Origin of the sequence: Sulfuricella sp. (genome assembly GCA_041651995.1) — a bacterium.
Classification (GTDB): Bacteria; Pseudomonadota; Gammaproteobacteria; order Burkholderiales; family Sulfuricellaceae; genus Sulfurimicrobium.
The window spans coordinates 71,236-91,036 of the sequence record JBAZID010000010.1; the positions used below are offsets into that span (position 1 = coordinate 71,236).

Genomic DNA, 19,801 nt, shown 5'->3' on the forward strand with positions numbered 1-19,801 from the left:
CTGGCCCTGAAGTGCCCGTTTTTCTTCATTGCCCCGCTTTGCGATCCATGTTTGACTGCTTCAGGGGTTCCTTTATAAACCCCTCTTGAAACAGGGGAAATCCGCTCCCATGTAGTCTCCAGTTTTTATCATCAACCGGAGAACGAGCACCATGACTGTTGAAGCACACAAGGAAACCCTGGGCTTTCAGGCCGAAGTCAAGCAGCTGCTGAAGCTGATGATCCACTCCCTGTACAGCAACAAGGAGATTTTCCTGCGCGAGCTGATTTCCAACGCCTCCGATGCGTCGGACAAGCTGCGCTTCGAGGCGCTGTCCGACGACGCATTGTGGGAAACCGATCCCGATCTGAAAATCCGCGTGAGCTTCGACAAGGCCGCGCGCACCGTCACCATTGCCGACAACGGCATCGGCATGAACCGCCAGGAAGTGATCGAGCACATCGGCATCATCGCCAAATCCGGCACGCGCCAGTTCTTCGAGGCGCTCACCGGCGACCAGGCCCGCGATGCGCACCTGATCGGCCAGTTCGGCGTGGGTTTCTATTCCGCCTTCATCGTCGCCGACAAGGTGACCCTGATCACCCGCCGCGCCGGTCTGGGCGCAGAGCATGGCGTGAAGTGGGAATCGGCCGGAGAGGGCGATTACACCCTGGAGACCGTGGACAAGTCCGGCCGCGGCACCGAGGTGATCCTGCACCTGCGCGAGGGCGAGGAAGAGCTGCTCTCCAGCTGGCAGCTCAAATCCATCATCCGCAAGTATTCCGACCACATCACCCTGCCCATCATGATGAACAAGGAAGAGTGGGACGAGGAGAAGAAGGAATCCGTGGTCAAGGATGAGCTGGAAGCCGCCAACCAGGCTTCGGCCCTGTGGGCGCGCCCCAAGAGCGAAATCACCCAGGAACAGTACGACGAATTCTACAAGCACGTGGCGCACGACTTTGAAGCGCCGCTGGCCCACGTCCACGCCAAGGTGGAAGGCCGGCAGGAATACACCCAGCTGCTCTACATCCCGGCACGCGCGCCGTTCGACTTGTGGGACCGCGAGCAGCGCCACGGCATCAAGCTGTATGTGCGCCGCGTCTTTATCATGGACGACGCCAAGCAGCTCATGCCCCACTATCTGCGCTTCGTGCGCGGGGTGATCGACTCCAGCAACCTGCCGCTCAATGTTTCGCGCGAGATCCTGCAGGAAAGCAAGGATATCGAGGCGATTCGCGGCGGTTCGGTGAAGAAGGTGCTGGGGATGCTGGAAGAGCTGGCCGAGAACCAGGCCGAGAAATACGCGAACTTCTGGAAGGAATTCGGCCGCGTGATCAAGGAAGGCGTGGGCGAGGATTTCGCCAACAAGGAGCGCATCGCCAAACTGGTCCGCTTCGCTTCCACCCATGCCGATAATGAGGAACAGACGGTATCGCTGGCCGACTACCTCTGCCGCATGAAGGAAGGGCAGGACAAGATCTACTACGTCACCGCCGACACTTTCGCCGCTGCCAAAAACAGCCCGCACCTCGAATTCTTCCGCGCCAAAAACGTGGAAGTGCTGTTGCTGTCGGATCGCGTGGATGAGTGGATGATCTCCCACCTGACCGAATTCGATGGCAAGAAACTGCAATCCGTGGCCAAGGGCGACCTCGATCTCGACAAGCTGGCGGGCGAGGAAGAGAAAAAGGAGCAGGAGCAGGAAGCCGACGCCTTCAAAGGTCTGGCCGGGAAGATCAAGGAAGCCCTGGCCGACAGGGTCAATGAAGTACGCGTCACGCATCGTCTGACGTCGTCCCCGGCCTGTCTGGTGGCGGGCGAGCACGACATGAGCGGCAACCTCGAGCGCCTCCTGAAAGCGGCCGGCCAGAACGTGCCGATGTCCAAGCCTATCCTGGAGATCAATCCCAAGCACGCGCTGGTGCAGCGCCTCAAGGACCAGGCCGACAGCGAAAAATTCGGCGACTGGAGCCACATCCTGTTCGACCAGGCCCTGCTCGCCGAGGGCGGGCAACTGGAAGACCCAGCCAGCTTCGTGCGGCGTTTGAACGAGCTGTGGGTGACGATGTAAGCATCTTGCTTGAAATGAAAAGGGCGCTTCGGCGCCCTTTCTTTATGGGGTTGCCGGGATAGGGGCTGGTTGTTGACAAGGCAAATTGGCGTATGTTAAGTTAGTAATCGATTACTCACTTTGTTTCAGGAATCAGGATGCCCGGCATCAAACACCCCCGTAATACGATCTTGAATTTACTCGCCACTTCCTGCCTGCTGTTCCTGGTAAGCGGCGCACTTGCCGCCGATCCGCTCGCCCTGGCGACGGCATTCGCCTTCGCGGCTTTCGGCATGCACATCTATTCCGGCGGCGCCTACGAGCCGCGCACGGTGATCGCCATGAGCCTGCGAACGCTGGTATGGGTGACAATCGCAGCCATTGCCTGGCGCCGGTTGGCGCGGCGTCTGGCGTGATGCCATGCAGGCCTCCATTCACGAGGCTTCTGCCGGCAAGGCAGTGGCGGGGGAAAGCCGCGTGGGCACTCACGCTGTTTTTCCACATTGTGCCGGCCATCGCGCAAGCCGCCAATGAAGATACCTCCAGCATCAGGGGTTGCATGGCGGATGAGGTCGCCAGATTCCGCGGGGGAACCGCAAGACTGGAGAACGATCTTTTTACCGGGACCGACCAAAATTACACTAGCGGCGTGGCATTCAGCGCTGTTTCGCACGACATCGCCGGCAGGCTTCGAACCGAGTGCCTGCCTACACCGGTACGACTGCATGCGGAACTCATCAAGTTTCTGAACCCCGGTTTTTGGTCCGATGCGGAAAACTCCGCGCATACGCAAAACGTGGTGGTGAAATTTGGCCAATCCATGTTCACACCGCAAGATCCTGCCAGGACCGATCTGGTCATTGATGATCGGCCCTACGCGGGCTTGCTGTACGTGGGCATGTCGTGGAACCGCCGGAAACATGAGCCGCAAGGCAATTCGGAAATACTCGATACACGCGAGATCACCCTGGGCGTCATCGGCCCGTTGTCTCTCGCGGAGCAGTCGCAAAATTGGGTTCACGATGCGATCGGTGCCGACAGGTTTCTCGGTTGGCAACATCAGTTGAAGAATGAGCCTGCGCTGCAATTGGCCATGGATCGAAAATTCAAGGACTATCGCGGAACGGGCGCGATCACGCCCGGTTTCTCTGCCGATTCGATCCGCTCACTGGGGTTGCGGCTAGGCAACATCGAAACCTCCGCCTCCCTGGGCATCGAAGGGCGTATCGGCTGGAATCTGCCGAACGACTTCGGCACCTATCCGATCAGACCCGGCGCCGAAAATCGTCCGCCATCCGCCGACGCCGTTCATCGCAGCTCAGGCGATGCCCTTTCGTCGGTCGCCAGGCCGCGACCAGGTGTTCACCTCTTCGGGATGATGGAAACAAAGCTCGTCGCGCATGACTTTTCGCTCGACGGCAACCTCTTCCGGTCAAGCCACAGCGTCACCCGCCGGCCATGGGTTGCCCATGCTGCTGTCGGGGTCAGCGCTCATGGCCTGGTGGCTGGACACGGCGTCAAGTTGGCCGTGATGCGAGTTTACCGTTCGCGGGAATTCGAGGAGCAGGGGCCAAACCAGGCTTATGGCTCTGTCGCGCTGAGCATTGACTTCTAAAAACGCATTGCACGCCACAGAGAACACAGAGAGCAGAGAGAGCAGAGAGAAGACAGGGGCTTGCCCACGTTTGCCAGCCTCACCCGCCGGGTGAGCCACAAACAGGATGTAACATGCCAATTTCTCGCTGTGAACTCTGTGTTCTCTTTGGCTATCTGCCATCTCTTCTCCCCTTTGCTTGATTGACGCCCCAATAACGTCAATTTCCCGAACTGGAGCAAAACGTCCGCTATCCGATTTACAGCAGTATCAAGTATTCGAATGATTATTTTCACGTGTCGTATTTGGCTGGAATATTATTCCAATGAAAACATGTTGTTACAATTAGATAAATAACACTAATAACTATTGACAAATCATATTTACGCATATAAAGTAAGTAATAGATCACTTACTTATATCAGGCAGGAAGCAAAATTCAGGATGAATCCGATTATGAAACCCTTGTCACGGTTGCTGCTGTTCACCTTCTTTCTTTCCGCCGGGAAAGCGGCTTTTGCTGCGGATCCGCTGTCCTTGTGGGAGGCGATGGAACGAGCCGCGCAATCCAACCCGGCAATCAAAAGCCAGCAGGTCGAGGTCAGCAGGCAAACGCTGGAGCAGGGCGTCGCCCGCAGCCAGCATCTGCCCAAGGTCGACCTGAACGCGGCTTACACCCGCTATGCCTACCCCACCTTCGTTACGCCGATCCGCGAGGCTGGCGTCTTCCCGCCGATGGACAGGGATATCGCCAATCTCGGCCTGGCACTGACTTTGCCCCTTTACAGTGGCGGCAAGCTGGTGGCCGGCGAGGCGCTGGCCGCGCATAACCGCGAGGCTTCCGTTCAGGCATTGCGCGCCGGCGGGCAGGACTTGCTGTTCAATGTCGCCGCCACCTACACCAAGGCGCTGCATTTCCGCCAACTCGGAAAAGTGCTGGATGCCCGCATCAGGGCACTGCAGCAGGAGGAAAAAGACATCGGATTGCGTATCCAGGAGGGGCGCGCCGCCCGGCTTGAATTGATCCGGCTCCAGACTCAGCTGTCCCAGGCGCGCTACGACAAGGTGTCCGTCACGCAGGGAGAGAAAGATGCGTTGTCGCTGCTGGCCTCCTTGCTGGGTGAGAGCGGTCCGGCACCGATTCTGTCCGAGCTGGGCGCAACCGCCCCGGTTCTGCCGGTTTCGGCCGAAGAGGCGAAGGGCCGCGCCTTGCAGCAGCGCCCGGATATTCTCAGGCTCGATGCCATGGGCCGCGCGGCACAGCAAAAAACCGCCATTGCCCGCGGCGACCGGCTGCCGCAAATCAATCTGGTGGCCAAGGCGCAGGAAAGCGCCGGCGGCGACTGGAAAGGCTACGACGACTGGCAGATGGGCGTGCAGTTGTCCCTGCCCGTGTTCGATGGCGGCATCCGCAAGCGCCGGGTGGAACAGGCGGGTCTTGAACAGCGGCAAAACGCCCTGCAGCAGGAAGACGCACGCAACCGGATCGCCAGCGAGGTCGAACAGGCTTTCGGCGCTCTGACCGAATCCCGCGCCCGGCTGGAAGCGGCCACCCAGGGCGAAAGCGAAGCCAGCGAAGCGCTGCGCATCGAAACCCTGCGCTACCACGGCGGGGAGAACACCATCACCGACCTGCTCGGCGCCGAATCCGCCCTCTGGGCCGCCATTGCGAGCCGGCTCCAGGCGGGGTACGACATCAGCGTGAGCCAGGCACGGCTGCTGCGCGCCATCGGCGAGCTCGATCCAGACAGCTTCAGGCCGCCGGCCGCGGGCAAAAAATCGGGTGCGGAGCATTCTTTGTCCGGCATTGACCCGCATACCCTCACCCAATACCTCTCATGGCACTGCGGCGGCATGGACTGCGGCGGCGAGCCGATCAACCGGAACGCGAACGTCGGCATTTCACCCCGTCAAAGGCTCACCGCAACGGGTCTTCCGGGGCACTCTACCCAGCAAGGAGCAAGGCTATGAATAAAAAGATTGTAATCGTCGGCATCCTCGCCGCAGGCATCGGCGCCGCCGTGTTGTGGAAGCTTGCGCCCTGGGAAGCACCGCCGGATAACGGCACGGTATTCGCTTCGGGCACGATGGATGCCACCGAAATCGCCGTCTCCTTCCGCATGCCCGGCATCCTGCACAGCCGGCCGGTGGAGGAAGGCAGCCACGTCAAGCCGGGCGAGCTGCTGGCCGCCCTCGACGAGCGCGAATCTGTCGCTCGGCTGCATCAGGCGGAATCCGCACAACAGGCCGCCCAGGCGCGTCTGAAAGATCTGGAGCAGGGCTACCGCCCGCAGGAAATCGCCGAGGCGCGCGCCCAGGTCGAACAGGCGCGCGCCAACCTGGCCAACCTGGAAGAGGAAGCCCGGCGTTCCGAAGCGCTCTTTCTTGGCGGTGCCGCCAGTGAGCAGCGGCGCGACAGGGACCGCACCGCCGCCGCCGTGTCGGCCCAGCAGCTAAATGCCACGCAGGAGCGGCTCAAGCTGCTGCAAAGCGGCTATCGCCCCGAGACCATCAACGCCGCACGCGCGCAACTCGACGAAGCGCAGGCGGCTGTCGAGGCCGCCAGTGTCGCCCGTGAAGATTTGCAGGTAAAAAGTCCGGTCGATGGCGTGGTCACCCGCAAGCATGCCGAAGTGGGCGAAACCCTGGGTGCCGGGCGCCCGGTAGTGACGGTTACCGATATTTCCAGGCCCTGGGTACGGGTCTACATTCCTGAAAACCAGATCGGCAAGGTGCGTCTGGGCGCCGCCGCCAAGATCAAGGTTGACACTTTTCCCAACCGGGAATTCGATGGCCGCGTGAGCTATGTCTCGTCCCAGGCGGAGTTCACCCCCAAGAACGTGCAGACCCAGGAAGAACGGGTGAAACTGGTATTCGCGGTGAACGTGACCCTGGACAACCGCGACGGCACGCTCAAGCCCGGCATGCCGGCTGATGTTTATATTGCGGCTGAGGGTGGGGCAGCCCAGTGATTTCAGCAGCCATCCTCTTCGATCATGACAGGCAGATATTGCAGCGTCTGGAGCGGCGCGACCGCAATATGCTGCTGCTCTACTTGATTTCTGGCACAGTGATAGTGGTGGTGGGTGAGGCAGCAGCTTTTTATCTGGACATGGCTGATCGTTTCGGATTCATGCCTCTGCTGGTGCGCGGCATCGTTATTCTGCTGCTCAGCACGGCGTTGTGGGCAGCCTTGCTGCGCGCCAACCGGCGCCTGGTGACTGGACTGATGAACGAAAAGCGGCAGGGCTATGAATCGGTCCTGCTCGCCTACGACAGTGCCATCGCGCTCAAGGACGCCTACACTGGCGGCCACGGGCGCCGGGTGGCGCGCTACTCCCGCCTGATCGCGGAGGCCATGGGCCTGCCGGAAGCCGAGGTGGATGCGGTTAGCGAGGCAGCACTGCTGCACGATCTGGGCAAGATCGGTATTCCCGACCGCTTCCTGACGAAAACCAGCCGGCTTACGATCGAAGAATTTGCCGAAGTGCAGAAACACCCAGCCGCTGCGGCGGACATTCTGCATGCTATTCCATCCTTGCGCCGCCACGCCATGGCTGTGCGCCATCACCACGAGCGCTTCAACGGCAGCGGTTATCCGGACGGACTGCGCGGCACGGACATCCCCCTCGCGGCGCGCATCATTGCCGTTGCAGACGCCTTCGACGCACTGAGCAGCAACCGCAGCTATCGCCGTGCTACCACGCTTAACAAGGCGCTGGATGAAATTTCCCAGGTGGCGGGCAGCCACTTTGACCCGGAAATCGTGGCGGTGATCAGACAGAACCCTGTGCGTGAAGCCCTGTTCGCGGCGCACGGAGAAATGCCATGAACGATATCGCCATTCAGGTCAGCGGCCTTGGCCGCGTCTTCGGTGACATGTGGGCGGTGCGCGGGCTCGACCTGGAAGTGAGGCGCGGCGAAATCTTTGGCCTGGTCGGCCCGGACGGCGCCGGCAAGACCACCACCATGCGCCTGCTGACCGGCATTCTCGCCGCCAGCGAAGGCAGTGCGACAGTGGCAGGTTTTCCCATCCAGGGCGGCGAGGAAGAGATCAAATCCCGAATCAGCTATATGTCGCAACGCTTCGGCCTGTATGGCGACCTTTCCGTGGAAGAGAACCTGCGTTTCTACGCCGACCTGTACGAAGTTTCGCGGCGCGAACGCGAGCCGCTGGAAGAGCGCCTGCTTGGCTTCTCCAACCTGACCCCGTTCAGAAAACGTCTGGCGCGCGACCTTTCCGGTGGCATGAAACAGAAACTCGGCCTGGCCTGCGCCCTGATCCACAAGCCGGAAATCCTGTTCCTCGACGAACCCACCAATGGCGTCGATCCGGTATCGCGGCGCGATTTCTGGCGCATTCTCTACGCCATGCTCAAGGAAGGGGTGACGATCTTCGTCTCCACCGCCTACCTTGACGAAGCGGAGCGCTGCACCCGTGTCGGCCTGATGCACCAGGGTCGCCTGATCCAGTGCGACACGCCGCAAAAACTCAAGGAAGGCATTCCCGGCCTGCTGCTGGAACTGGAAACCGGGCAACCTCGCGTCGCACGGGAGGCTCTCGCCACCCGGCTGGGCTCCAATCGCGTCAGCCTGTTCGGCGGCAAGTTACACCTCTACGCCGCAGACAAGGGGGAGGTGGAGCAGGCCCGCACCGTGTTGCGCGAGGCCAACATCTCCGTACTGGGCGAAAACACCATCACCCCGTCGCTGGAGGACGTCTTCATTTATCAGCTTACGCGAAACAAAGAGGAGGCGACGGCATGAGCGCGGAATCCGCCGTGGAAGTGCGCGACCTGACCCGGGTGTTCGGCGATTTCGTTGCCGTCGACCGTATCTCGCTCACCGTGGAAAAGGGCCAGGTGTTCGGCTTTCTCGGGCCCAACGGCGCGGGCAAATCCACCACCATCCGCATGTTGTGCGGCCTGCTTTTGCCCAGTTCAGGCTCGGGCCGGGTAGCTGGCTTCGACGTCATGACCGAGTCCGAAACCATCAAGCGCCACATCGGCTACATGTCGCAGAAATTCTCTCTCTACGACGACCTCAGCGTGGAGGAGAACATCGACTTCTACACCGGCATCTACAACGTGCCCAGGGCCAAACGCAAGGCGCGTAAGGACTGGGTGCTGGAGATGGCGGGTCTCACGGACAAGCGCAACAACCGCACCAGCTCGCTGGCCGGCGGCTGGAAACAGCGCCTGGCCTTGGGCTGCGCGGTGCTGCACGAACCGCAGATACTGTTTCTCGACGAGCCGACCTCGGGCGTGGACCCACTCTCACGGCGCCAGTTCTGGGACCTGATCGCACAGATGTCGCATGGTGGCACCACCGTTTTCGTCACCACCCACTACATGGAGGAGGCCGAATACTGCGATGAGCTGGCGCTGATTTACCACGGCAAAATGATCGCCAAGGGTAAACCCGCCGAGCTCAAGACACTGATACCCGAGGACATTCTGGAAATTCGCGTCGAACGCCCATTCGATGCGCTGGAACAACTGGAAGGTTCGAAGCTGACACAGGAGGTCGCCCTGTTCGGCGACGCTCTGCACGCAGTGGTCAGCGATGCGGCCACTGCAACCGTAGCACTGAACGACTTCCTTGTGCAGCAAGGCTTCGCCGTGCAGGGCATCAAACAGGTTGCCCCCTCGATGGAAGACGTGTTCGTTTCCCTGATCGAACTCGATGACCGGCAGCGCGAGCAAGGAGAAAAAACATGAAAAAATCCAGGTTTTCCTGGATCCGGCTTTGGGCGCTGGTGAAAAAGGAATTCATCCATATCATCCGCGACCCGCGCTCCCTGGCGATGGCCTTCCTGATGCCGCTGATCTTGCTGGTCCTGTTCGGCTACGCCATCACCATGGATATCAAGACGCTCAACCTCGTCGTCTACGATCAGGACAAGAGCGCTGCCAGCCGCAATTACCTGGAAGGCTTCCCCGCCTCCAGCTACTTCAGCGTGGTGGCGGTAGTGGAAAACTACACTGGCGCGCGCGCGCTGCTCGACCAGGGCAAGGCACATCTGGCGCTGGTGATTCCGCCGCACTTCGCGCGCGACCTGGAGCAAGGCCGGACCACACAAGTACAACTGCTTGCCGACGGTTCGGACGCCAATACCGCGACCATTGCCATGGGCTATGCCGAAGCCATCACCAACCGCTACAGCACGACGCACCTGGGAACCAAAATCGAGCTCGCCGTGGATAACCGTCTGCGCGTCTGGTACAACCCCGAGCTCAAAAGCCGCTGGTTCATCATCCCCGGGCTGATCGCGGTAATCATGACGGTCATTACCGCGCTGCTCACCTCGCTCACCGTCTCGCGCGAGTGGGAGAGCGGCACCATGGAACAGTTGATCGCCACGCCGGTGCAGCCGATCGAGCTCTTTCTCGGCAAGATGGCACCCTACTTTGTGATCGGCGTGCTGGACGTGCTGTTCTCGGTGGCGATGGGGGTATGGGTGTTCGATGTGCCGCTCCGGGGCAGCTTTCTCTTTCTGCTCGGCGTCACCGCGATGTTCCTGGTAGGCGGCCTGAGTCTTGGCATCATGGTTTCCACCATCGCCAAATCGCAACTGGTGGCGAGCCAGCTGGCGATGGTGGTCACCTTCCTGCCGGCTTTCCTGCTCTCCGGCTTTCTTTACTCCATCGACAATATGCCGAACTTCCTGCAAGTGGTCACCCACGTGGTGCAGGCGCGCTATTTCGTCGAGGTGCTGAAGAACATCTTTCTCAAGGCCAGCCCCCCCGCTTATGTGGCGGGCGACCTGATCTTCCTTGGACTGTTCGCAGTGGTGGTGTTCGCCGTCGCCCTCGGCAAGTTCCGTAAAAAACTGGCCTGACGGGGAACATTATGTGGGAAAGAATCTATCGCATGCTGGTGAAGGAATTCATCCAGGTGCTACGCGACCCGCGCATGAAGGCGCTGATCTTCGTCATGCCGGTGATCCAGCTGATCATGTTCGGTTATGCCGTGACTACCGACGTGGACCACATCAAAACCGCGGTGTGCGACCTCGACAAGAGCCCGCAGAGCCGCGCCTTGATCGAGCGCTTCACGGCCTCCGGCTATTTCACCGTGGTGGACAATACCAACAATCCACAAAGACTGGGCGAACTGCTCGACCGCGGCAAGGCGACCATCGGCATCCAGATCAACCGTGGCTTCGCCGACGATCTGAAATCCGGCCGCCAGGCAGTGATCCAGACGATAGTCGACGGTACCGATTCGAATACCGGCACGGTGGCGATGGACTATGCCCAGCGCATCACCCAGGAATTCTCCAAGGCGCGATCTGCCCCGGTAGAACTGACCCAACTGGCGCAGGAACAGACCAACCCCATCGAGCTGCGCTCGCGCGCCTGGTTCAACCCCGACCTGAAAAGCCGCTATTTCAACGTCCCCGGCGTGATCGCCGTGGTGGTGCTGCTGATCTCCCTGCTGCTCACCGCCATGGCGATCGTGCGTGAGCGTGAGATCGGCACCATGGAGCAATTGATGGTGACGCCGATCCGGCCATTTGAACTGATTCTCGGCAAGACCCTGCCGTTCGTGCTGATCAGCTTCATCGACGTGCTGGTGGTCACCTTTATCGGGATCAACTGGTTCCACGTGCCGATCCACGGCAGCCTGGGGCTGCTGCTGTTCGGCGCCGGGCTGTACCTGATGTCCACCATCGGTATTGGATTGTTCATCTCCACCATTTCACAGACCCAGCAGCAGGCGCTGATGTCGTCGTTTTTCTTCTACCTGCCCGCTGTGCTGCTGTCCGGCTTCATGTTCCCGATCTCGAACATGCCGGAACCGGCCCAGTGGCTCACCTATCTCAACCCGCTGCGCTACTTCCTGGTTATCATCCGGGATATTTTCCTCAAGGGCAGCGGCTGGGAAATCCTGTGGCCCCAGTTCGCCGCCCTGGCGGTGCTGGGAACGGCACTTTTGCTCATCAGTTCGCTTCGATTCAAGAAAAGGATGGTCTGACATGAAACAACCCCGCAAGATGATCTTCAATCTCCTCGCCTCTTCCTGCCTGCTCCTCGCCGCAAGCGGCGCACACGCCGCCGAGCCGCTTGCCCTGCAGAAGATCATGAAGGACCTGGGCAAGAACATGCAGCTCATCACTGGCGGGATTTCGCGCGGAGACTGGGAGCTGGTGGAAAAAACCGCGCCACTGATCGCTGATCATCCCAAGCCGCCCTTCGGCGAAAAACTGCGTATCCTGGCTTTTGTTGGCACCAACATGGACAAATACAAGGACTATGACGGCGAAACCCACGACCAGGCGCAGGCGGTAGGCAAGGCAGCCAAGGCCAAGGACGGCCCCGGCGTCATCCTTGCCTTCCAGAAGCTCCAGACCAGTTGCTACAACTGCCACAGCGAATTCCGCAAACCGTTCGTCGAGCATTTCTACGGCAAGAAAAACGCCGTTCAGTGACCGGTTATTACATTAACAATACAGGAGTCATTTCATGAGCACCCCCACACAACAACGCGGATTACAGACCTGGGCGATTTCCCTGGTTGCGGTCGCTTTCGGCCTGCTGACCATCAAGGAAGGCGGCACCATCCTGTTCGGCGGCGAGGCGGCGCGCGCCGCGGCCGGCAACTATGTGCCATTCGTGCTGTGGTTTAATTTTTTGGCGGGCTTCGCCTATGTCGTTGCGGGCATCGGGCTGTGGCTGAGGCAAAGCTGGGCAGTAGGGCTGGCCATTGCTATCGTGATAGCGACAGTATTTACTTTCGCGGCTTTCGGCGTGCATATACTTTCCGGCGGCGCCTTCGAGCCGCGCACGGTGGTTGCCATGAGCCTGCGCACGCTGGTGTGGGTCACGATTGCGGCCATTGCCTGGCGCGGGCTGGTGCGCGCAAAAGCAGCCTGAAAAAAAGGAGGCCCGTTATGGATGTAAACAGGCACTTCAGCACGGTGCTCTGGATCGGACTGGCATTGGCCGGCTGTGCCAGCCCTTCGCTGGCGTCTGCCGCCGACACAACCCCGCCGGCCCTTGCTGCGGAAAGACCATCAAGAACGGATTTTTCCGGTCATTGGATTCTCAACGCCAAAGCCAGCGATGATCCGCAGGAAAAGGCCAAGGAAGCCATGAAAGCGATGCAGCAGGAAAAGGGGGGCGGGCGCGGCATGGGTGGTCAGGGACGTGGCGGCGGCATGGGTGGTGGCGGCATGGGTGGCGGGCATCAGGGCCGCGGACCATCAGGCGGAATGAGTGGGCGCGGCGAGATGCCGTCCCGGGAATTGAGCACGCTCATGGCCCCTTCAGAAAAACTCGATATCACCCATGAAGATCCGATGCTGCTGATCACTGACGAGAACGATCAGCGCCAGCGGCTTTTTACCGACCTTCGCGGCGCCAGCGTTTCCGCCAGCGGCGGTTTGCAGCAGCGTGTCAGCTTCGCTGGCTGGGAAGGCGCTACGCTGGTGGTCGAGACCACGATGGCCGGTGGCTCCAGACTGGTCCAGAATTACCAGATCGACTCAGCAACAGGCCAGCTCATGATTGTTGCAGCAGCCAACCTGCCGGACAAAAAAGCAGTTTCGTATCGTCTTGTTTACGATCGGCTGAAACCTGGGGTGGATGCTGGGAGATAGTAGCGGCAAATGCTACCCATACCAGAAGATCCTGTGGAGACGGCAATGACTGAACGCGAATATGCAGGCAGCACCATTATCACGGTCAATACCGGAAGTTCATCCGTGCGGCTGGCCGCGTTCGCTTGCGACGAAGGGCGGGCATTGTCAGCACTGGCAACCGAGCATCATGCATTGGCCGGCGAGGGTGCGCTGGAGGTGCTGCAACGCTTCGTGGGTGCGAATGTGCCTGGCGGCGTGGCAGCGGTTGCGCATCGTGTGGTGCATGGTGGCCGGCAGCTGGTGAAATCCTGTCTGCTGGACGAGGCGGCCGAGCATGAGATCACGCGTCTCGCACCGCTTGCGCCCTTGCACAATCCGACGGCATTGCACTGGATTGGCGCTGCACGTTCGATGTTGGGAGATACGCCGCAGGTTGGGGTATTCGATACAGCGTTCTATACAAATCTGCCCGAGGTGGCAAGAACCTACGCCATTCCCCGGGCGCTGGCGGATCGACACGAGATCCGGCGCTATGGATTCCACGGCTTGGCGCACCAGGCAATGTGGCGGCGATGGCAGGCATTAAATCCGGACCGGGCGCTCAAAACCCGGATCATTTCATTGCAACTCGGTGCTGGCTGCTCGGTCACGGCAATTGAGGATGGCCTGCCGAAGGACACCTCCATGGGATTTTCGCCCTTGGAGGGTCTGGTCATGGCCACCCGCTCTGGGGATGTCGATCCGGGCTTGATCAGTTTTCTGCAGCGTGTGGAGCACTGGTCGCCCGAGGATGTCGATCGCGTGTTGAGCGCCGAATCCGGATTGTTAGGCCTCTCAGGCAGCAGTGGCGATATGCGCGAACTGCTGCGCGCGGAGGATCCGCATGCGCGTCTTGCAGTTGACCTCTATACCTACCGTGTTCGCAAGTACATCGGTGCTTACCTGACGGTGCTGGGCGGCGCCGATGCCATCGTGTTCGGCGGCGGTGTGGGCGAACACGCCCCGGCTGTGCGTGCGGCGATATTGAAGAACATGGAATGGGCCGGCGTGCGCCTGGATGCTGGTGCAAATGAAACGACCGTGGCGAAGGCGGGTCGAATCAGCCACCCTGACAGCAAAATCGAGGTCTGGGTGATCCCCGTGGACGAGCAGCAAATCCTGGCGCAGGAGGCGCTGGCGGTGATCACCCGCTAATGTAGCGCATGACAAAAGGAGTACAAGGATGAACTCTGAAGCGAGAGATCAGCAACAAGCCAGGCCCGCCAGCACAAAGCCGGATGGTCCCCTGTCTGCAACTGAACTGGGCAAGATGAATGCCTACTGGCGCGCAGCGAACTATCTGTCGGTGGGCCAGATTTACCTGCTGGACAATCCGCTGCTCAGGTCGCCGCTCAAGCTCGAGCACATCAAGCCGCGGCTGCTCGGCCATTGGGGTACGACGCCGGGGCTGAATTTCATCTACGTCCACCTCAACCGCATGATCAAGGCGCACGACCTCAACATGATTTACATTGCAGGCCCTGGCCATGGCGGCCCGGGCCTGGTCGCCAACACCTGGCTGGAAGGCACCTACAGCGAGGTTTATTCCAATATCCCGCAGAGCGCCGAAGGCATGAAGAAACTGTTCCGGCAGTTTTCGTTTCCCGGCGGCGTGCCGAGCCACGTGGCGCCGGAGACGCCCGGCTCGATCCATGAGGGGGGCGAGTTGGGCTACTCGTTATCGCATGCCTACGGTGCGGTGTTCGACAACCCGGATTTGATCGCCGCCTGCGTGGTCGGCGATGGCGAGGCCGAAACCGGCCCGCTGGCGGCTGCATGGCATTCCAACAAGTTCCTGAACCCGGCGCGTGACGGCGCGGTGCTGCCGATCCTGCATCTCAACGGTTACAAGATCGCCAACCCCACGCTGCTCGCGCGTATACCGCACAGAGAGTTGGAGAGCCTGTTCATCGGCTACGGCTACAAGCCGTATTTCGTGGAGGGATCCGACCCGGCGCTGATGCATCAGCAGATGGCCGCGATTCTGGACACGGCCATTGCCGACATTCAGGCCATCCAGCAAGACGCGCGTGCCAATGGCGTCAAGACGCGCCCGAACTGGCCGATGATCATTCTGCGCAGCCCCAAGGGATGGACCGGGCCGAAGGAAGTCGACGGCAAGCAGACCGAGGGTTCGTGGCGCTCCCACCAGGTGCCATTTGGCGAGATGACGAACCCGGCGCATCTCGGGCTGCTCGAGCAGTGGATGAAGAGTTACCGGCCCGATGAACTGTTTGAGGAAAATGGCGCGCTGAACGCCGAGCTTGCCGCTCTGGCGCCGGTAGGCATACGGCGCATGGGCGCCAACCCGCATGCCAACGGCGGCCTTTTGCTCAAGGATCTCAAGTTGCCGGACATCCGGGATTACGCGCTCAAGGTGCCCAGCCCCGGTGCGGTGCCGGGCGAAGCGACCCGCGCCATGGGCGTGTACCTGCGCGACGTGATGAAATCCAACCTCGATGCGTGCAACTTCCGCGTCATGGGGCCGGACGAGACGGCGTCGAACCGGCTCGGTGCGTTGTTCGAGGTGACCGGGCGGGCATGGGTGGCCGAACACTTGCCGCAAGATGATCATCTTGCGGCCGATGGCCGGGTGATGGAAATTCTGAGCGAACATACGTGCCAGGGCTGGCTCGAGGGCTACCTCCTGACCGGCCGCCACGGATTGTTTTCCTGTTACGAGGCGTTCATCCATATCATCGACTCGATGTTCAATCAGCATGCCAAGTGGCTCAAGGTGTGCCGCGAAATACCCTGGCGCCGCCCCATCGCCTCGCTCAACATCCTGCTGACTTCACATGTGTGGCGGCAGGATCACAACGGCTTTTCGCATCAGGACCCGGGGTTTATCGATCACGTGGTCAACAAGAAGGCCGATATCGTCCGGGTGTACCTGCCGCCGGATGCCAACACCCTGCTCTGCGTCACCGAGCAGTGTCTGAAGAGCCGCAATCTGGTGAACGTCATTGTGGCCGGCAAGCAGCCGCAGCTTCAGTGGCTGGATATGGAGAGCGCGACCCGGCACTGTGCCGCCGGTATCGGCATCTGGGGGTGGGCGAGCAACGACCAGGGCGGCGAACCGGACGTGGTGCTGGCGGCGGCAGGCGATGTGCCCACGCTGGAAATGCTGGCGGCCATCGATATCCTGCGGCAGCACGCCCCCGAGCTGAAAATCCGCTTTATCAATGTGGTGGACCTGATGACCCTGCAGCCGAAGGAAGAGCATCCGCACGGACTGTCGGACAAGGACTTCGATACGCTGTTTACCACCGACAAGCCGATCATCTTCGCCTATCACGGTTATCCGTGGCTGATCCATCGCCTGAGCTACCGGCGGACCAACCACAGGAACCTGCATGTGCGTGGCTACAAGGAAGAAGGCGCGACCACCACGCCCTTCGACATGGTGGTGCGTAACGATCTCGACCGCTTTCATCTGGTGGCGGACGTGATCGACCGCGTGCCGACGCTGGGTTACCGTGCAGCGCATCTCAAGCAGGCGATGCGCAACAAGCGCATCGAACATCGCGAGTACATCACCAGCCATGGCGAGGACATGCCCGAGATACGCGAATGGCAGTGGAAGGCGAAGTAATGTGTGGCAACACGACAAGGAGAACATGATGACGGACAATTCACTATTGAAGCTGCGCACCCTCGGGCAAAGTATCTGGCTCGATTATATCCAGCGCGGAATGCTCGACAACGGCGAGATCACCCGCATGATCGAGGCCGATGGCCTGGCCGGAATGACCTCCAATCCCGCCATTTTTGAAAAGGCGATTACCGGGCGTCATGACTACGATGCGGCCATTGCGAGCCTGGTCCGCACGGGAGCGAGTGCGCGTGATCTCTACGACAACCTGACCCGCGACGATGTGGGCCATGCTGCGGACCTGCTGTTGCCGGTGTATGAGAAATCAGGGGGGCGCGATGGTTATGTGAGCATCGAGGTATCCCCGCATTTTGCGCATGACTGCGATGCCACGGTCAAGGAGGCGCACGAGCTGTGGGCGCAGCTCGCCCGGCCGAATGTCATGATCAAGGTGCCGGGTACGCGTGCCGGTCTGCCGGCGATTCAGGCGCTGCTTGCCGCCGGCGTGAACGTGAATGTCACGCTGCTGTTCGGGTTGCAGCGCTACCGCGAAGTGACTGACGCATTTGTGCGCGGACTGGAACAGCGCGCCGCCACTGGCGCGCCGCTCGATCAGGTCGCATCGGTGGCCAGTTTTTTCCTGAGCCGTATCGATACGCTCGTGGACCAGCGTCTCGATGTCCTATCCCCGCCGGATACCGGCACTTCGCGCCACCCTTTGCGCGGCGCGGCGGCGATTGCCAGCGCGCGCCTCGCGTATCAGCATTACAAACAATGGACAGCCGGGGTGCGCTGGCAGGCGCTGGCGGCACAGGGCGCGCGCAGTCAGCGCCTGCTGTGGGCCAGCACCGGCACCAAGGATCCGGACTATAGCGACGTGAAATACGTCGAGGCGCTGATCGGGCCGGACACCGTCAACACCCTGCCGCCAGACACCCTGGCCGCATATCGCGACCACGGTCGCCCGGCGCTGCGCCTGGAAGAAGACCTGACAGCGGCGCACGAATTGCCGGTGCAGCTTGCGGGCCTGGGGATCGACCTCGAACAGGTGAGCGATGAACTTGAGGCCGACGGCGTGAAAAAATTCATCGCCCCGTTCGACAAGCTGCTGGCTGCGCTGGAGCAGCGCCGCATCGAGCTTTTGGGTTGAGACCGCACGAAACGGGCCAGGCAGAAGCGCTGGCAGAATTTTGATTTTTTGCGCCTGGCCTGCGGAAAACTGACGAGCTTGCTGTAACGAGGCATGGCACCCAGGCATGGGAGAAACCGAAAGCAGAGAGCCGCAGAGAACACGGAGCTCACAGATAAAAATCAGCATGTTACAACTTGTTTGTGACTCACTCGGCGAGTGGACTGGCAAACATGGGCAACGCCATGATTTCTCCGTGTGAACTGAGGTTTTTAGGTTCATGAAACATTGATCAAGGAAAGCAGGAAATGAGCGAACACAGGCAACGGCTGTCGACGGAAGAACGACAGGAAGAAATCATCAAGGCTGCGGTGGAACTTGCCGGTGAGCAGGGGGTGGACAGTGTGACCACGCAGGACATGGCAAACGCCGTGGGCATCACGCAGGGCGCAATTTTCCGCCATTTCCCCACCAAGGACATGATCTGGCTGGCGGTCATTCACTGGGTGCGTGGGCGGCTGATGAGCGTGGTGGACATGGCGGCGGATCAGGGCAGCGACCCGCTCGATTCCCTGGAGAAGATGTTTTTTGCGCACCTGGGCTTCGTCGACAAGGTGCCTGCGATCCCGAAGCTGATATTTACCGATCAACTGTTGAAAAAAAACCCCAAGATCAGGGAACTGATTCGCAGCATCCTGGCGGATTACGAGGCCAAGGTGACCGGCCTTCTTGCCCGGTCCAAGGCGCAAAACCTGGTCCGCCCGGACCTGGACGAGCACGCCGCCGCCGTCATGTTTACCGGTATCATCCAGGGCCTGGTAATGCGGGTTTCCATCATAGAGGCACGAAAATCACTGCTTGCCGAGGGAAAGCTGGTATTTCCCATTTTTCTTCACGGCATTGGCGGCGTGCGGGCAAACAGTGCAAGGCAGGACTAGGCCTATGACATAAACCCCTCAATCCGTATCACGCCAGAATTGAGGGGACGGCATTTTTTTCAAGTAACCATGGGGAATAACCTTCCCCAATTCGGAGCTACCCATGCAAGACCTGCAAGAAACCTGGATCGCCATAAAACTCGGCGGGATGATCATCCTGCCTTTGTCGCTGCTGGCGGTCATTGCCCTCGCCATCATGCTGGAGAAGGCATACATCTACTGGCGCTTTGCCCGGCTGCCGCTTAACCTGCTCAAGCTGGTCGAGACTTACGGCTTTGCCTGGGATGAGCTGGAGAAGCGGCTTTACGGGCTGCATGAACAACATTATTTCAGGCGCTTTTTCGAGGTGGTGATCGCCAACCGGCAGCGTCCGGCATGGTGGACCGAATCCCGTGCGGCGGACGAAGCCCAGCTGATCGAAACCGCCCTGGCCCGCCGCTTGTGGGTGCTGGAAACCATCGTCACCGCCGCGCCCCTGCTCGGGCTGATGGGCACCATCGGCGGCATGATGGATGCCTTCAAGATCATCGGCGGCAGCGGCATTGTGAACCCCACCGGGGTGACCGGCGGCGTGGCCCAGGCCTTGATCGCAACCGCCATCGGCCTGCTGATCGCGCTGGTTGCCCTGTTCGGCTTCAATTACTTCTCGCGCGTGCAATCCCAGACCATGGACGAAATGGAGCGCCTCGGCACGCGCCTGATCGATCACATCCGCCTGGACCAGGGTAACGCCCATGAAGCTGCGTAAATCCAGGACATATCGCAAGGGGCGCATCGAAATCATCCCGATGATCGACGTGATGTTCTTCCTGCTGGCGACCTTCATGCTGTCCTCGCTGGCGATGCAGAATCTTGACTCGCTACAGGTGAACCTGCCGCAGGGAAAAG

General features: G+C 60.4%; 19 protein-coding genes. All 19 read left to right on the forward strand.

What is annotated here, in order from left to right; genetic code table 11:
- The first annotated feature begins 151 nt into the window (after window positions 1-151).
- Window positions 152-2,053, forward strand: a complete 1,902-nt coding sequence (gene htpG, locus WC392_12140) for a molecular chaperone HtpG (protein MFA5243115.1) — start codon at window positions 152-154, stop codon at window positions 2,051-2,053.
- A 170-nt stretch (window positions 2,054-2,223) separates the two neighbouring features.
- The gene (locus WC392_12145; GenBank protein MFA5243116.1) at window positions 2,224-2,448 is read left to right on the forward strand and encodes a hypothetical protein; all 225 of its coding nucleotides are present in this window, start codon (window positions 2,224-2,226) and stop codon (window positions 2,446-2,448) included.
- Window positions 2,448-3,647, forward strand: a complete 1,200-nt coding sequence (locus tag WC392_12150; GenBank protein MFA5243117.1) for a lipid A deacylase LpxR family protein — start codon at window positions 2,448-2,450, stop codon at window positions 3,645-3,647. Before WC392_12145 ends, WC392_12150 begins: the two co-directional genes overlap by 1 nt.
- Before the next feature lie 435 nt (window positions 3,648-4,082).
- Window positions 4,083-5,597 carry a TolC family protein gene (locus WC392_12155; GenBank protein MFA5243118.1) on the forward strand — a complete coding sequence of 505 codons (1,515 nt, stop codon included), beginning with the start codon at window positions 4,083-4,085 and terminating at the stop codon, window positions 5,595-5,597.
- Window positions 5,594-6,598: an efflux RND transporter periplasmic adaptor subunit gene (locus tag WC392_12160; protein ID MFA5243119.1), complete on the forward strand. Its 1,005-nt coding sequence runs from the start codon at window positions 5,594-5,596 to the stop codon at window positions 6,596-6,598. The genes WC392_12155 and WC392_12160 overlap by 4 nt, the downstream gene beginning before the upstream one ends.
- Window positions 6,595-7,458: an HD-GYP domain-containing protein gene (locus WC392_12165; GenBank protein ID MFA5243120.1), complete on the forward strand. Its 864-nt coding sequence runs from the start codon at window positions 6,595-6,597 to the stop codon at window positions 7,456-7,458. The genes WC392_12160 and WC392_12165 overlap by 4 nt, the downstream gene beginning before the upstream one ends.
- Window positions 7,455-8,393, forward strand: a complete 939-nt coding sequence (locus tag WC392_12170; protein ID MFA5243121.1) for an ABC transporter ATP-binding protein — start codon at window positions 7,455-7,457, stop codon at window positions 8,391-8,393. The genes WC392_12165 and WC392_12170 overlap by 4 nt, the downstream gene beginning before the upstream one ends.
- Window positions 8,390-9,346: an ABC transporter ATP-binding protein gene (locus WC392_12175; protein MFA5243122.1), complete on the forward strand. Its 957-nt coding sequence runs from the start codon at window positions 8,390-8,392 to the stop codon at window positions 9,344-9,346. Before WC392_12170 ends, WC392_12175 begins: the two co-directional genes overlap by 4 nt.
- Complete coding sequence (locus WC392_12180) at window positions 9,343-10,467, forward strand: ABC transporter permease (GenBank protein ID MFA5243123.1); 1,125 nt, start codon at window positions 9,343-9,345, stop codon at window positions 10,465-10,467. The genes WC392_12175 and WC392_12180 overlap by 4 nt, the downstream gene beginning before the upstream one ends.
- An 11-nt stretch (window positions 10,468-10,478) precedes the next feature.
- The gene (locus tag WC392_12185; GenBank protein MFA5243124.1) at window positions 10,479-11,606 is read left to right on the forward strand and encodes an ABC transporter permease; all 1,128 of its coding nucleotides are present in this window, start codon (window positions 10,479-10,481) and stop codon (window positions 11,604-11,606) included.
- A gap of 1 nt (window position 11,607) precedes the next feature.
- On the forward strand, window positions 11,608-12,060 hold the full coding sequence (locus WC392_12190; GenBank protein MFA5243125.1) for a cytochrome c: 453 nt from the start codon (window positions 11,608-11,610) through the stop codon (window positions 12,058-12,060).
- A gap of 34 nt (window positions 12,061-12,094) precedes the next feature.
- Complete coding sequence (locus tag WC392_12195) at window positions 12,095-12,505, forward strand: hypothetical protein (protein ID MFA5243126.1); 411 nt, start codon at window positions 12,095-12,097, stop codon at window positions 12,503-12,505.
- A 17-nt stretch (window positions 12,506-12,522) separates the two neighbouring features.
- Window positions 12,523-13,230, forward strand: a complete 708-nt coding sequence (locus WC392_12200) for a hypothetical protein (protein MFA5243127.1) — start codon at window positions 12,523-12,525, stop codon at window positions 13,228-13,230.
- Between the two features lie 45 nt (window positions 13,231-13,275).
- Window positions 13,276-14,406: an acetate/propionate family kinase gene (locus WC392_12205; protein MFA5243128.1), complete on the forward strand. Its 1,131-nt coding sequence runs from the start codon at window positions 13,276-13,278 to the stop codon at window positions 14,404-14,406.
- Window positions 14,407-14,434: 28 nt separating this feature from the next.
- A complete protein-coding gene (locus tag WC392_12210; GenBank protein ID MFA5243129.1) occupies window positions 14,435-16,846 on the forward strand; it encodes a phosphoketolase family protein in 2,412 nt (803 codons plus the stop codon).
- Window positions 16,847-16,871: 25 nt separating this feature from the next.
- A complete protein-coding gene (tal, locus tag WC392_12215; GenBank protein MFA5243130.1) occupies window positions 16,872-17,996 on the forward strand; it encodes a transaldolase in 1,125 nt (374 codons plus the stop codon).
- Window positions 17,997-18,283: 287 nt separating this feature from the next.
- Window positions 18,284-18,913 carry a TetR/AcrR family transcriptional regulator gene (locus tag WC392_12220; GenBank protein ID MFA5243131.1) on the forward strand — a complete coding sequence of 210 codons (630 nt, stop codon included), beginning with the start codon at window positions 18,284-18,286 and terminating at the stop codon, window positions 18,911-18,913.
- A 103-nt stretch (window positions 18,914-19,016) separates the two neighbouring features.
- Entirely contained in the window at window positions 19,017-19,661 is a 645-nt protein-coding gene (locus tag WC392_12225; protein ID MFA5243132.1) for a MotA/TolQ/ExbB proton channel family protein, read from the forward strand.
- Window positions 19,648-19,801: biopolymer transporter ExbD (locus WC392_12230; protein ID MFA5243133.1), on the forward strand; the 154-nt coding region annotated here is incomplete at its 3' end. The genes WC392_12225 and WC392_12230, both read left to right, overlap by 14 nt.